The organism is Intrasporangium calvum (assembly GCF_028446585.1).
GTDB classification, from domain to species: domain Bacteria; phylum Actinomycetota; class Actinomycetes; order Actinomycetales; family Dermatophilaceae; genus Intrasporangium; species Intrasporangium calvum_A.
On sequence record NZ_JAPFQL010000117.1, the window covers coordinates 1 to 12989 of the forward strand.

The 12989-nt window shown below is 71.1% G+C and carries 11 protein-coding genes; 3 read left to right on the top strand and 8 right to left on the bottom strand.

What is annotated here, in order from left to right; translation table 11 throughout:
- The first annotated feature begins 224 nt into the window (after positions 1-224).
- The 3 genes from OO014_RS18200 (at position 225) to OO014_RS18210 (ending at position 4579) form a co-directional block, all read left to right on the top strand.
- Positions 225-1754 carry a helix-turn-helix domain-containing protein gene (locus OO014_RS18200; protein ID WP_272463745.1) on the top strand — a complete coding sequence of 510 codons (1530 nt, stop codon included), beginning with the start codon at positions 225-227 and terminating at the stop codon, positions 1752-1754.
- Positions 1755-1844: 90 nt separating this feature from the next.
- Complete coding sequence (locus OO014_RS18205) at positions 1845-2678, top strand: 3-hydroxybutyrate dehydrogenase (RefSeq protein WP_272463746.1); 834 nt, start codon at positions 1845-1847, stop codon at positions 2676-2678.
- A 44-nt stretch (positions 2679-2722) separates the two neighbouring features.
- Positions 2723-4579, top strand: a complete 1857-nt coding sequence (locus tag OO014_RS18210; protein WP_272463747.1) for a helix-turn-helix domain-containing protein — start codon at positions 2723-2725, stop codon at positions 4577-4579.
- 105 nt (positions 4580-4684) lie between these two features.
- Here OO014_RS18210 and OO014_RS18215 read toward each other — a convergent pair whose 3' ends face one another.
- The 8 genes from OO014_RS18215 to OO014_RS18250 all read right to left on the bottom strand — a co-directional run bounded on the left by OO014_RS18215 (position 4685) and on the right by OO014_RS18250 (position 12923).
- Positions 4685-5626 (bottom strand): alpha/beta hydrolase, encoded by a 942-nt coding sequence (locus OO014_RS18215; protein ID WP_272463748.1) that lies wholly within the window; start codon positions 5624-5626, stop codon positions 4685-4687.
- Positions 5623-6660, bottom strand: a complete 1038-nt coding sequence (locus OO014_RS18220) for a branched-chain amino acid ABC transporter permease (protein WP_272463749.1) — start codon at positions 6658-6660, stop codon at positions 5623-5625. Before OO014_RS18220 ends, OO014_RS18215 begins: the two co-directional genes overlap by 4 nt.
- Positions 6657-7541 (bottom strand): branched-chain amino acid ABC transporter permease, encoded by an 885-nt coding sequence (locus OO014_RS18225; protein WP_272463750.1) that lies wholly within the window; start codon positions 7539-7541, stop codon positions 6657-6659. The genes OO014_RS18220 and OO014_RS18225 overlap by 4 nt, the downstream gene beginning before the upstream one ends.
- On the bottom strand, positions 7538-8293 hold the full coding sequence (locus OO014_RS18230) for an ABC transporter ATP-binding protein (protein ID WP_272463755.1): 756 nt from the start codon (positions 8291-8293) through the stop codon (positions 7538-7540). The genes OO014_RS18225 and OO014_RS18230 overlap by 4 nt, the downstream gene beginning before the upstream one ends.
- Before the next feature lie 5 nt (positions 8294-8298).
- Positions 8299-9057 carry an ABC transporter ATP-binding protein gene (locus OO014_RS18235; protein ID WP_272463751.1) on the bottom strand — a complete coding sequence of 253 codons (759 nt, stop codon included), beginning with the start codon at positions 9055-9057 and terminating at the stop codon, positions 8299-8301.
- Positions 9054-10274, bottom strand: a complete 1221-nt coding sequence (locus OO014_RS18240; protein WP_272463752.1) for a substrate-binding domain-containing protein — start codon at positions 10272-10274, stop codon at positions 9054-9056. The genes OO014_RS18235 and OO014_RS18240 overlap by 4 nt, the downstream gene beginning before the upstream one ends.
- Before the next feature lie 226 nt (positions 10275-10500).
- Positions 10501-12369: a 1-deoxy-D-xylulose-5-phosphate synthase gene (gene dxs / locus OO014_RS18245; RefSeq protein WP_272463753.1), complete on the bottom strand. Its 1869-nt coding sequence runs from the start codon at positions 12367-12369 to the stop codon at positions 10501-10503.
- A gap of 185 nt (positions 12370-12554) precedes the next feature.
- Complete coding sequence (locus OO014_RS18250; RefSeq protein WP_272463754.1) at positions 12555-12923, bottom strand: hypothetical protein; 369 nt, start codon at positions 12921-12923, stop codon at positions 12555-12557.
- Positions 12924-12989 lie beyond the last annotated feature (66 nt).

Below are 12989 nucleotides of genomic sequence, written 5' to 3' on the forward strand. Positions count from 1 at the left end.
GCTCTTTCGATGGGTCAGGGTGTCGCGAACTGCTCTTTCGATTGGCGTGAGGCGATGCGGGCGGGCACCAGAGTGACGGGACGTTCGGCCCTGTCGCGACACGCGAACGCGCGCCACGCTGGCGCGGCCGGCGACGGCCGGCGCACGGACCCCAGCAAGGAGGGCCGCCAGATGATCATCGTCCCCCGAGTTGCAATAACTCATATATGAGTTAGCCTCGAACCGTGTCTGAAAGCTACCTCACCCGCATCGGCGGCCTGATCCGCGACGCCCGCCGTCACAAGGGGATGACCCAGTCCGAGCTCGCCGAGCTGCTGGGCACCTCGCAGGGAGCCGTGACCCGCATCGAGGCCGGCCGGCAGAACCTCAGCCTCGACATGCTCGCCAAGATCGGCGACGCCCTCGACTCCGAGTTCGTCTCCGTCGGGCACTCCGGCCCCCAGCACCTGCGGATCGTCGGGGGCAGGCAGCTCTCCGGGTCCATCGACGTCAAGACGTCGAAGAACGCCGCGGTCGCCCTGCTCTGCGCCTCCCTGCTCAACCGGGGACGCACCACCCTGCGCAACCTGGCCCGGATCGAGGAGGTCAACCGGATCCTCGAAGTGCTCGCCTCGATCGGGGTCAAGACCCGCTGGCTGCCCGACAGCAACGACCTCGAGATCGTCCCGCCGGCCCGGCTGCACCTCGAGGACATCGACGTCGCCGCCGCTCGGCGCACGCGCACCGTCATCATGTTCCTCGGCCCGCTGCTGCACGAGCACTCCCACTTCCAGCTGCCGTACGCCGGAGGCTGCGACCTGGGCACCCGCACCGTCGAGCCGCACCTGGCCGCCCTGCGTGCCTTCGGTCTCGAGGTGACCGCGACGCACGGCTTCTACGAGGCTCACTCCGACCGCTCCGTCAACCCCACCCGGGCCATCGTCCTCACCGAGCGGGGCGACACGGTCACCGAGAACGTCCTCATGGCGGCAGCCCGGCACGACGGCACCACGACGATCCGCAACGCCTCCCCCAACTACATGGTCCAGGACCTCTGCTTCTTCCTCGAGCGGCTCGGCGTGCGCATCGAGGGCATCGGCACGACGACTCTCGTCGTCCACGGACGGTCCGAGATCGACGTCGACGTCGACTACGCCCCGAGCGAGGACCCCATCGAGGCGATGAGCCTGCTCGCCGCAGCCGTCGTCACGCACTCGGCCATCACCATCCGCCGGGCGCCCATCGAGTTCCTCGAGATCGAGCTGGCCACGCTCGAGGAGATGGGGATGAAGTACGACCTCAGCGCCGAGTACACCTCGGCCAACGGCAAGACCCGGCTCGTCGACCTCACCACCATCCCCGGACCGCTGCGGGCACCGACGGACAAGATCCATCCGATGCCCTTCCCCGGCCTCAACATCGACAACCTCCCCTTCTTCGCGCTCATCGGTGCGGTGGCGGAGGGCAGCACCATGATCCACGACTGGGTCTACGAGAACCGGGCCATCTACCTGACCGAGCTGACCAAGGTGGGCGCCCGGGTCCAGCTGCTCGACCCGCACCGCGTCATGATCGAGGGCCCCACCCGGTGGCGGGCGGCCGAGGTGGTCTGCCCACCGGCCCTGCGCCCCGGGGTGGTCGTCCTCCTGGCCATGCTCGCAGCGCCGGGCACCTCGGTGCTGCGCAACGTCTACGTCATCAACCGCGGCTACGAGGACCTCGCCGAGCGTCTCAACGCCCTCGGCGCGACGATCGAGGTCTTCCGCGACATCTGATCCCGGGGCGGGGGCGGGCCACATCCTTTCCGTCGATTTGTGGCAGGAAGGCACATGATCGGGCCTGCGGCAGGTTCATAGTCTTCCCGCATGCCCGAGGCCCGCCCCGACGCCCGCGACGACGACCCCGAGTCCCGAGAGACCTCGGTGACCACGGACGACGCCAGGGCCACCGACTCCGTCGACCTGACCGGGCGCACTGCGCTGGTGACGGGCGCCGCGAGCGGCATCGGGGCGGCCATCGCCCTGGCCCTGAGCAGGGCCGGCGCGACGGTTCACGCCGTCGATCGCGACGAGGCGGGGCTCACCGACCTGGCCAGCCGCGCCGCGGTGACCCCCGTGGTCGCCGACCTCGCCGACCTCGACGCCCTGGCCGACCTCCCGACCGACGTGGACATCCTCGTCAACAACGCCGGCATCCAGCACGTCAGCCCGATCGAGGAGTTCCCGCTCGACCGCTTCGACTTCATCCTCGACCTGATGCTCGTGTCGCCGTTCCGCCTCATCCGGCAGTCGCTGCCGCACATGTATGGCCGCGGCTGGGGTCGGATCGTCAACATCTCGAGCGTCCACGGGCTCCGGGCCAGCCCGTTCAAGTCGGCCTACGTGACCGCCAAGCACGGCCTGGAGGGCCTGTCCAAGGTCGTCGCCCTCGAGGGGGCTCCGCACGGCGTCACCTCGACCTGCATCAACCCTGCCTACGTGCGCACCCCGCTCGTGGAGAAGCAGATCGCCGACCAGGCCCGGACCCACGGCATCCCGGAGAGCGAGGTCGTCGAGAAGGTCATGCTCTCCCCCGTCGCCGTCAAGCGACTGGTCGAGCCGGCCGAGGTGGCGGCGCTCGCGCTGTTCCTCTGCGGTCCTGCGTCGGCGTCCGTCAGCGGCACGTCGTTCGTCATGGACGGCGGCTGGACCGCCCACTGAGGCGATCGTCCGAGCTGACTGCGACCGTGCCTATGATCGGCCTCGTGACCACCACCGGGGACACCAGGACCGAGCAGGAGCTGCACCTGCTCGAGCTGCTGGCCTCCGGAGCCACCGTCGCCGAGATCGCCGCCACTCCGGCTCCACCGGCAGCCCGCGACCTCGCCCTGCGGATCGCACACACCCGCGACCTCCACCAGCACCGGGAAGCAGGGCTGGCCGCCCTGCTCGACACGGCCCGCGAGCTCGCCACCGAGCACGACCCGGCCCAGGTCCTGGACGCGATCGTCCGTCGCGCCCGGCACCTGCTCCAGACCGACCTCGCCTACCTCACGCTGTACGACCCCGAGGCCGACGACATCTTCATGCGAGCCACGTCGGGCTCGATCTCGGCCGCCTTCCAGTCCGTGCGGCTCGCCCTGGGTGACGGCCTCGGGGGGCTCGTCGCCTCCACCCGCAAGCCGTACTGGACCGCCGACTACTGGTCCGACGAGCGCTTCCAACACACCGGGATGATCGACGGGGCCGTCGGCGAGGAGGGCATCGTCTCGATCTGCGGCACGCCGCTCATCGTCGAGTCCGACTTCGTCGGAGTGCTCTTCGCGGCGAACCGCACAGCGCGACCCTTCACTCGCGAGGAGGTCGCCCTCCTGACCAACCTGGCCACGCTCGCGGCCGTCACCCTGGTCCAGACCCGCGCGCTCGCCGACGCCGAGAGCGCCGTCACCGCCCTCAAGGAGGCGCACGAGACAGTGCGACAGTACGCCGCCGGCATCGAGAAGGCAGCAGCGGCCCATGACCGCTTCGCCAACCTCGTCCTCGGCGGTGGCGGCGTCGAGGGCATCACCCATGCCGTCGCGGAGCTCTTCGGGGGCTGGGCGGTCCTGCTCGACGAGAACGGCGCCGTGCGGTCGAGCACCGGCCCCGCACCGGAGGTGGTGCGCAGCGCCGAGATCAGCCGATTGCAGGAGCAGGCGGCGGAGACCGGGGGCCGTCTGGTCCACCGCGACGGGACCTATGCCGTGATGATCAACGCCGCGAACGAGCGCCTGGGGACCCTGCTGCTGGGGGACGTCGGGATCCTCCACGACGCGGACGCTCGAACCGTCGAGCGCGCCGGGATGGTGACCTCGCTGGTGTTGCTCTTCGAGCGCAACGCCGCCGACGCCCGGCAGTCCGAGCGCAACCGCGTCGTGGCCGACCTCGTCGCAGGTCGCGGCGCCGAGACCGAGCGCGTCCAGCTGGCCCGCGGTGCAGGCTTCGACCCGCTCGCACCCTTCTGTGTCCTCGTCATCCGCGGCGAGGACAGCGCAGCAACTCGCGCCCTGGTCATGTCCGTCAGCACGGCCACGGGCGAGGGTGCGCTCGTCGGCGCTCATGAGGACCAGATCGTGGCGCTCGTGCCCGGCTCCGACCCCGACGGGCTCGCAAGGTCGGTGGCCGCGCGCGTGGGTCGCAGGTCACCGGTGACGGTGGCCGGTGTCGGGCCGGCCACGGGAGTGGGAGCGATCCCGGTCTCCCACGAGGAGGGCGCGCGGACGGTCCGGGCGCTCATCGCCCTGGGGCGTCGCGGGCAGGGCGCCGCCGCGACTCAGCTCGGTTTCGCAGGCCTCATCGTCGGCTCCGACCCCGACGTGGCCGACTACGTCCACCGCGTGCTCGCCCCGGTGCTCGACTACGACGAGCGGCGGGGCACTGACCTCGTGGGCACGCTCGAGGCCTACTTCGCGGCCGGCTCCAGCCCTCGCCACGCTGCCGCGGGCCTCCACGTGCACGTCAACACGGTCTCTCAGCGCCTCGAGCGGATCGGTGCTCTGCTCGGCCCGTCGTGGCAGCAGCCCGAGGAGGCACTGGAGCTGCAGCTCGCCCTGCGCCTGCGCCGGCTGCTCACCGAGGACTGAGCGGGTCCACGCTCGCGACCCCGAGCCCGCCTCGGCGGCAGAAGGGTCGGGCAAAGGGTCGCGCAAAGGGTCGGGCAAAGGGTCGGGCGCTGTGCCGGTCTGGGGTCAGCGCGGGTCGGCGTTGTCGAGCTGCCGGTCTATCGCGTCCACGACGGCGCTGACACCCGGCTCGTCCAGGATCACGTCGTAGTGGTTGGCATCGACGCCAGTGACCCGCACCGCGGCCGGGATGTCCAGGGCAGCCAGCCGCTGGGCGTCGTAGAGACCCTGGGGCTCATTGAGGAGCCCTCGGCGCGCCCAGACGAGCTCGACCGGCTTGCCGAGCCCCACGGCCCGTTGCACGGCCCCGTGCGTCGCCGGATCCGCCAGCACGTCGGCACCATCGGCCCGGACGGCCTCGAGGACGCACGAGCTGCGCCACCGACCAGAGCCGGGCTCGTCCTCGACGAGGTCATGGTTGAGGTACTGCCGGACGGCCTCGGCCGCGGGACCCCGCAGGGCGGGCCCGATGCTCGGGTGTGCCGCCCAGAACGCGAGGTAGTCCTCGAGCCCGTCGAAGCGCATGGCCAGACGGTCCATCGCCGGCCCGATCACGGCCGTCAGGGCGGCGTCGATGTCGAGGTCCGCCGGTGCGGGGAACGCCAGCCCGCCGTCGACGAGCACCGCCCCGGTGAACCGTTCCGGGTGGTTGGCGAGCGCGAGGGCGCAGATGAACGCCCCCATCGAGTGGCCCACCAGGAGGGGCGCCGCACCGAAGATCGACGCGATCGAGGAGAGGTCCTCGACATGCGTGGCCAACCCGTAGGGCCCCGGCACGCGGGCGCTGCCTCCCCGTCCCCGCAGGTCCGGCGCGAGGAACCGGACCGCTCCCGGTCCGTGCCGACGATCCACCTCGTCCGCCACCCTTCGCCACGACAGGCCGTTGGCCGTGATCCCGTGGACGGCGACCACGACAGGTGCCCCCTCGCGGGCGGCTCCCAACGTGAGGTCGTGGATGGCCAGGCTTCCGACCGGTTGCTCGATGACGAAGGCGGCGGCGATGCTCATGTGGCTCGGCCTCTCCTGATCAGGCGGCCGCCGAGCCCAGTCAGACCGGCCGGAGCGAAGTAGACGATGACGATGAAGAAGAGCCCGAGCACGAAGAGCGGCTCGGCCAGCACCTGCTGAGCGACCTCCGGCAAGGCGTCCGCGAAGCCCGCTCCGCTCAGCTCGACGAGGCGGGCATCTGCATAGGTGTAGAGGAACCCGCCCAGCAGGGCGCCCCAGGTGCTGCCGGCACCGCCCAGCACGACCATGATGAGCAGTGCCAGGGTGAACTCGGTGGTCGTCACGTGCGGGTTGGACCCGCCGAGCACCACGGCGTGGACGATGCCACCGACGCCGCCGAGGAACGCGCCGACGACGATCGCCAGCAGCTTGACCCGGTAGGTGTCGAAGCCGAGGACCGCGGCCCTCCCCTCGTTCTCCCGGATGGCTGCCATCGCGTGGCCCGCCCGGGACCGGACGAGCAGCGTGACGACGAGGAGGCAGAGGACGACGAAGGCCAGGGCGAGCCAGTACCGGTAGGGGGCGTTGGCCACGCCGACGAGCAGGCCCGGCACCGCAGACCGGTTGAGCGACTTGCCCTCCTCGCCACCCGTGACGCCGGAGGGGTTGCGCAGGACGATGATCGACGCGGCCTGGGCGAACGCGAGCGTCACCATGGCAAAGGCAATCCCGCCGACTCGCAGGGCGATCCCACCCACGACGAGAGCCAGGAGTGTCGTGCCGACGACAGCGACGGTGACGGCAGCCGGGAGCGGCAGGGACCAGTCCGCCAGCGAGATCGTGAGCAGGTAGCTCCCGGCTGCCACGAAGAGGGCGTGGCCGAAGCTGAGCAGGCCGGTGCGCCCGAAGAGGACGTCGTAGCTGAGGGCGATGCCTGCGATCACGAGGCAGGTGGCCAGGAGCTGGAGGCTCCCCGGTCCGTTGACCCTCCCGGGCAGGATGCCGGGGAGCTGGGCGGGCACGTAGGGCAGGTAGGCGAGCACGGCGAGGATGACCACGCCGGGCAGGGCCTTGAGGACGGCAGCGGACCTCATGCGTGGGCTCCCTTCAGGGACGTCGGTCGCAGAAGCAGGACCAGCGCGAGCAGGAGCACCACGGAGAGATCTCCGACGCCGCTGGCGGCGTAGAAGTTGGCCAGCTGTTGGACGAGGCCGACCGCGACTGCGGCGACCGCGGTGCCGACGAGCGACCCCATCCCGCCGATGACCACGACAATGAAGGCGTAGATCAGCAGCGAGCCACCTTGGGCCGGGGACACTGTCCCGGCGTACTGCGAGTAGAGCAGGCCGGCCAGTGCCGCGGCTGCCCCGCCGAGGGCGAACACGATGGTGAACGTGCTGTGGACGTTGATGCCCAGTGCCTCGACCATCGTCCGGTTCTCAACGCCGGCGCGGATGATGAGCCCCAGTCGCGTGTAGTGCAGCAGCGCGAGCAGCCCGAGGAAGACGGCCAGTGCGACGAGGATGAAGACGAACCGGTCGTTCGGGAGCCGGGCCCCGAGGACCACCGTGGTGCCGCCCATCCACTCCGGCTTCTCGACGGTCCGCGGGTCGGCGCCCCAGATGCCCTGGGCCGCAGCGACGCTGGCCAAGGACAGGCCCACGGTGACGAGGACCTGCTGGATGTGGTGCCGATAGAGCGGGCGGATGAGGACCACTTCGACGAGCAGCCCGATCACGGCCCCGACGGCGATCGCCACGACGACCGCGACGAGGAGCCGGGTGGCGACCGACAGCCCGGATGGGAGGTTGCTCATGGTGAGCCACCCGGCGTACGACCCCGCCATCATGAAGGCGCCGTGGGCGAAGTTGAGCACCCCCATGAGTCCGTAGATGATGCTCAGCCCGCTCGCGGCGAGGAAGTAGAGGGCCCCGAGGCCGAGCCCCGTGACCATGATGAGGAGGAAGTCGGTCATGCGGCACCGTCCCGTCGCATGGACACGCCGAGCAGCTCTCGCGTGAGCTCCTGGTCGGCGACCAGCTCGGCCGCTCCCCCGCGGTGCACGACCTGGCCGGCGTCGAGCACGACCACGGTGTCGGCGATCCGGCGCACCAGCGGAAGGTTCTGCTCGACGAGCAGGATGGGGGTCCGTTGCGCGATCTCCGCCAAGACGTCAGCGACCTCGGTCACGAGCTTGGGGGCCAGCCCCTTGGTGGGCTCGTCGATGAGGAGCACGGAGGTCTCGCGCAGGAGCACCCGTGCGAGCGAGACCATCTGCTGTTGTCCGCCGGACAGGGTCCCGGCTCGCTGCTTCCCCCGGGACACGAGGTCGGGGAAGAGGCGACCCACGATGGGCGCGTTCACCCCCTGATCGGGGTCGACGAGGCGGAGGTTCTCGTCCACGGTGAGGCCGCCGAACACCTCCCGGTCCTCGGGGACGTAGCCGATCCCGGCGCGGATGATCCGCGGTGTCGCGTCGCCCTGGATGTCCTTGCCCCGGAGGGAGATCCGTCCGGTCCGGGGGGCGAGCCCGATGATCGCCTTGAGCGTGGTGGTCTTTCCGACCCCGTTGCGCCCGAGCAGCGCCGTCACCCCGGTCGCCGGGACCTCGAACGAGACGCCCTGCAGGACGTGTGAACCGCCATACCGGACGTGGAGGTCCTCGACGGCGAGCACGGGCCCGTCACCCGGCGGCGGCGCCGAGCCCTGGCCAGTGGCGGTGGTCATGTCAGTCACAGGGCTTCTCCCAGGTAGGCCTGTTGGACGCGTTCGTCGCGCGTGACGTCACCGGGCGGGCCCGTCGCGAGCAGCTGTCCGTGGTGGAGCACCGCAACCCGGTCGGCCAGCCCGAGCACCACGTGCATGTGGTGCTCCACCATGGCGACCGCGACGCCGGAGTCGCGGACCTCGCCGATGATCTCCGAGAGGCCGTCGACATCTTCCGCAGACACGCCTGCCATGGGCTCGTCGAGGAGCAGCACCTTGGGGTTCGAGGCGAGAGCCATCGCCAGCTCCAGCTTGCGCCGATCCCCGTGGGACAGGTCGCGGGCCAACGTCGCTCCCCGACCGCCCATGCGGACCCGGTGCAGCAGGGCAGCGACGCCCTCGCCTGCCGCAGGGTCGCGGCGCGGGCGGGCGGGCCGGAAGGGTGAGAACGGGGCCGGCCCGCTGGCCTGGACGGCGAGGTGGACGTTCTCGCCGGCAGTGAGCCCGTCGAAGAGCGCCGAGGTCTGGAAGGACCGCGACAGCCCCAGGCGAGCCCGGCGGGTCGCCGATCGCCTCGTGACGTCGGCGCCGCCGAGGTGGACCGCCCCGGTCGTGGGGCGGGTGACCCCGCTCAGGATGTTGACGAGCGAGGACTTGCCCGCCCCGTTGGGGCCGATGATGCCGAGCAGCTCACCGGCCCCCACGTCGAGCGTCACGTCATCGAGGATCTGCGCGCCGCCGACCCGCCAGCCGATGGCGTGCCCGCTGATGACGGGTGCGGTCACTTGAACGGCGTGACCGGAGGCGCGACGGCGGCCGGGTCGAGGGTGTCGCCGAGGACGGGGACGACGTTGCCACCATCCCCCTTGAGCGTCGCCGTGAACATCGGCTGCAGGAGCGCGTGGTCCTCGGCCCGGATCTGCAGCTGGCCCTTCGGCCCCTCGAAGGACCAGCCCTCGAGTGCCGACACCATGGCGTCCACATCGGAGTCGCTCGCCTCGATGGCGTGCACGATCATCTGTGCCGCGACGAACCCGTCGTTGGTGAACAGGTCGACCGTGGCCCCCTGCTTCTCCAGCCCGGCCTGCAGGGCCTGGTAGGCCGCGTTGTCGGCGGCGCCGTCGAAGAAGTGGGACAGGAAGTTGATCTGCGTCGACGCCTTGCCGAAGATCGCGTGGGTCGGCTTGATGTCGAGTCCGGTCACGACCTTGGTGGTCTCGAACACGCCCTGCTGCTCCAGCGTGGTCCACATCGCGGCGGCGTTGGTGCCGGCCCAGGCGACGAACAGGAGGTCGGGCGAGGCACCCTTGATCTTCGTCGCGAACGGGGTCACGTCGGTGGCTGCGGCCGGGACCTCGACGGCGTCGACCGTGGCGCCCTTCGCCCCGAGGATCGCGGTCACGGCGGCGATGTTGGCCTTGCCGAAGGCGCTGTCCTGCGCGAGCACGGTGACCTTCTTGCCGGAGACGTCACCGAGCATCGAGCCGGCCGTCGCGACGTCCTGGTAGGTCTGCCGGCCGGAGCGGAAGGTGTACTTGTTCGCCCCCGAAACGGCGTCCACGGCAGCCGGCCCCGAGATGAAGAGGACCTTGTTGTCGTTGGCCAGCGGGGCGACCTGGAGGGCGACGCCGGACGAGGTGGAGCCCGCGATGATCGAGTGGCCCTGGCCGATGAGGTCGGTCGCGGCGGCCACCGCCTTGGCCGGGTCGCCGGCGTCGTCCTGCTCGGTGATCTCGATCTGGTGCCCAGCGGCCGCGCCCGTGCCCTTGGTCGCGTAGTCCAGCCCGGCGGTGAAACCCTGCCGGTACTGCTCCCCGTAGGTCGCCAGCGGACCGGACTTCGAGTAGACGAGGCCGACCTTGACCGGCGCCGCCGACGTGCCGCCGCCCGCTCCGGCGGTCCCCTGGTCGGCGGGCGCGCCGGGCTCCCCGGGTGTCCCGCATGCTGCTACCGAGATGCTGAGCAGTGCTCCCGCCAGCACGACGCTCCAACGCTTGGACACCTTCGTCCTCCACCTCTGGTGGGTGCTCGCTCCCTGGTCGTTGCGAGATCCGTTGTCACCCAGCCGTCCCGGCGAACGTAGTTGAGCCCGTCCCGAGGCTCCGTGGGGTCGCCAACCACAATGGGTGCGGTCCCATGTGTCCCCTCGACACGCGGAACCCAGCCCGCCCGGAGCGAGCGGGCGTGCGGGAGCGAGCCCAGCGGCATACGGCCGAGGCTCGTCCCGGTCAGGACAGGCGACCCGCCAGCTGCGCCACGACGCTGTCGGGCGTCAGCCCGAGCTCCTCGAGGACCTGACCGCGCGACGCGTGGGACAGGAAGCGCTTGGGGATGCCGAAGCAGTGCACGGGCACCTCGACCCCCGCCTCACGCAGCGCCAGGGTGACCGCGGAGCCGATCCCGCCGCTGACGAGGTTGTCCTCGACCACGGCGACCGCCGTGGCCGAGCGAGCCAGCTCGACGAGCCCGGGGTTGACGGGCAGCACCCATCGCGGATCGACGACCCGGACCGAGTGCCCCTGCGCCGCGAGCTTCTCACCGACGTCCACGGACAGGCCGGCGAACGCCCCCACCCCGACCACGAGCACGTCGACCGCCTCGTCGCCGCTCTCGAGGAGCACGTCGAGGCCGTCAACCGATCGGACGGCACCCAGGGGCTCCGCGACGTCACCCTTGGGGAAGCGGAGCACGGTCGGGGCATCGGACACGTCGAGCGCCTCGCGCAGCTGGAGCTTGACCTGCTCGCCGTCGCGGGGAGCGGCCAGCCGCAGGCCCGGCACGATCGAGGTGAGCGTCATGTCCCACATCCCGTTGTGCGACGCGCCGTCGCTGCCGGTGACCCCGGCCCGGTCGAGGACGAAGGTCACCCCGGCCTGGTGCAGGGCGCAGTCCATCAGCACCTGGTCGAACGCCCGGTTGAGGAACGTCGCATAGACCGCGACGACCGGGTGCAGTCCGCTGAACGCGAGCCCGGAGGCCATGGTCACGGCGTGCTGCTCGGCGATCCCCACGTCGAAGACGCGGTCGGGATAGGCGGCCGCGAAACCGTCGAGTCCGACGGGGATGAGCATCGCCGCGGTGATGGCGACCACGTCCGGTCGCTCGGCCCCGATCCGGACCATCTCGTCGTTGAACTCGTCGGTCCAGATCCGCCCCGAGACCTCGAAGGGCAGCCCCGTCTCGGGGTTGATCTTGCCGATGCCGTGCATGTGGTCGGCGATGTCGTCGAGGGCCGGCTGGTAGCCGCGGCCCTTCTGGGTGATGACGTGGACGATGACCGGACCGCCGAAGTCCTTGGCCTGGCGCAGTGCCTTCTCCACGGCCTGCTCGTCGTGCCCGTCGACCGGCCCGTAGTACTTGAGCCCGAGGTCCTCGAACATCCCCTGGGGGGCGACGATGTCCTTGATCCCCTTCTTGACCCCGTGGAGCGTCTCGAACATCGCGCCGCCGACCACGGGGGTGCGGGCCAGCGATCGCTTGCCCCAGTCGAGGAACCGCTCGTAGCCCTGCGTGGTGCGCAGTGTCGCCAGGTGCTCGGCGAGCCCGCCGATCGTCGGGGCGTAGGAGCGCTCGTTGTCGTTGACGACGATCACGAGGGGCAGGTCCTTGTCGACGGCGATGTTGTTCATCGCCTCCCAGGCCATGCCACCGGTCAGGGCGCCGTCGCCGATGACGGCGACGGTGTGCCGGCCGCTCTCGCCGCGCAGGCGTCGGCCCTTGGCGATCCCGTCGGCCCAGGACAGGGCGGTCGAGGCGTGGGAGTTCTCGACGACGTCGTGCTCGGACTCGGCGCGGCAGGGGTAGCCGGACAGGCCGCCCTGCTTCTTCAGCTTGCTGAAGTCGTGCCGGCCGGTGAGCAGCTTGTGGACGTAGGACTGGTGTCCGGTGTCGAAGACGATGGTGTCGCGCGGCGAGTCGAAGACCCGGTGCAGGGCGATGGTGAGCTCGACGACCCCGAGGTTGGGCCCCAGGTGCCCCCCGGTCTGGCTCACCTCGGTGACGAGGAAGGAGCGGATCTCGTCGGCGAGCTGCGGCAGGTCGGCTGCCGGGAGCGCCTTGAGATCCGCTGGGCTCTCGATCTGGTCGAGCAGGCTCACGCTGGCCGGGTCCTCTCCGTTCGGGTGGTCGATCGAGTCTACGGCGTGTCGGGGTGGGCCCCGAACCCGTCGGGGTCGGGCCCACCCTTTCGTCACGAACCTCACACACCGTGCCGTATGCCGCTGGGCTCGCTCCGCGACCGAGGCGGGCTCGGGCGCCCTCCCGCCCTCGGGTGGCGGGAGGGTCAGAGCCGTGGGGCGAAGACCTTGCCCTGGAGGGCCTCGTGGAGCAGCCGGACGGACCGCGAGGCGGCGAGCAGCCGGATGCCCTCGGCCTCGATCTGGCCCAGGATCTCGTCGAGGGCCTCGGCGGGGACGTGGGGTCCGATCTCGACGCGGGCCTCGCGCCAGGCCTGGCGCATGGCGTCGACCTGGCCCTCGAGGTGGCGGCCTGCGAGCCAGGCGAGGGCGATCGGGTGCTTGCGCCACCCGGTGTAGGACCGGTAGTCCGGTGGGCACTGGTCGAGCAGCCAGAGCACGGCGCGCTCCTGCCAGCCCGGGGTGTGCGCCGGGGGGACGCCCTCGGGCCAGCCGGGTGGGGTGTGTGCGCTCATGCGCCCATTGTCGCCGCCGCCGTGCCGGTGGCGCCGCTCCCCCTGCCCCCTACGGCAACACGCCCG

What these genes read in the sequence shown, in the direction of transcription:
- OO014_RS18205 (WP_272463746.1), top strand. Translation starts at nt 1,845, where the DNA reads ATGCCCGAGGCCCGCCCCGACGCCCGCGACGACGACCCCGAGTCCCGA.
- OO014_RS18215 (WP_272463748.1), bottom strand. Translation starts at nt 5,626, where the DNA reads ATGAGCATCGCCGCCGCCTTCGTCATCGAGCAACCGGTCGGAAGCCTG.
- OO014_RS18220 (WP_272463749.1), bottom strand. Translation starts at nt 6,660, where the DNA reads ATGAGGTCCGCTGCCGTCCTCAAGGCCCTGCCCGGCGTGGTCATCCTC.
- OO014_RS18225 (WP_272463750.1), bottom strand. Translation starts at nt 7,541, where the DNA reads ATGACCGACTTCCTCCTCATCATGGTCACGGGGCTCGGCCTCGGGGCC.
- OO014_RS18230 (WP_272463755.1), bottom strand. Translation starts at nt 8,293, where the DNA reads ATGACCACCGCCACTGGCCAGGGCTCGGCGCCGCCGCCGGGTGACGGG.
- OO014_RS18250 (WP_272463754.1), bottom strand. Translation starts at nt 12,923, where the DNA reads ATGAGCGCACACACCCCACCCGGCTGGCCCGAGGGCGTCCCCCCGGCG.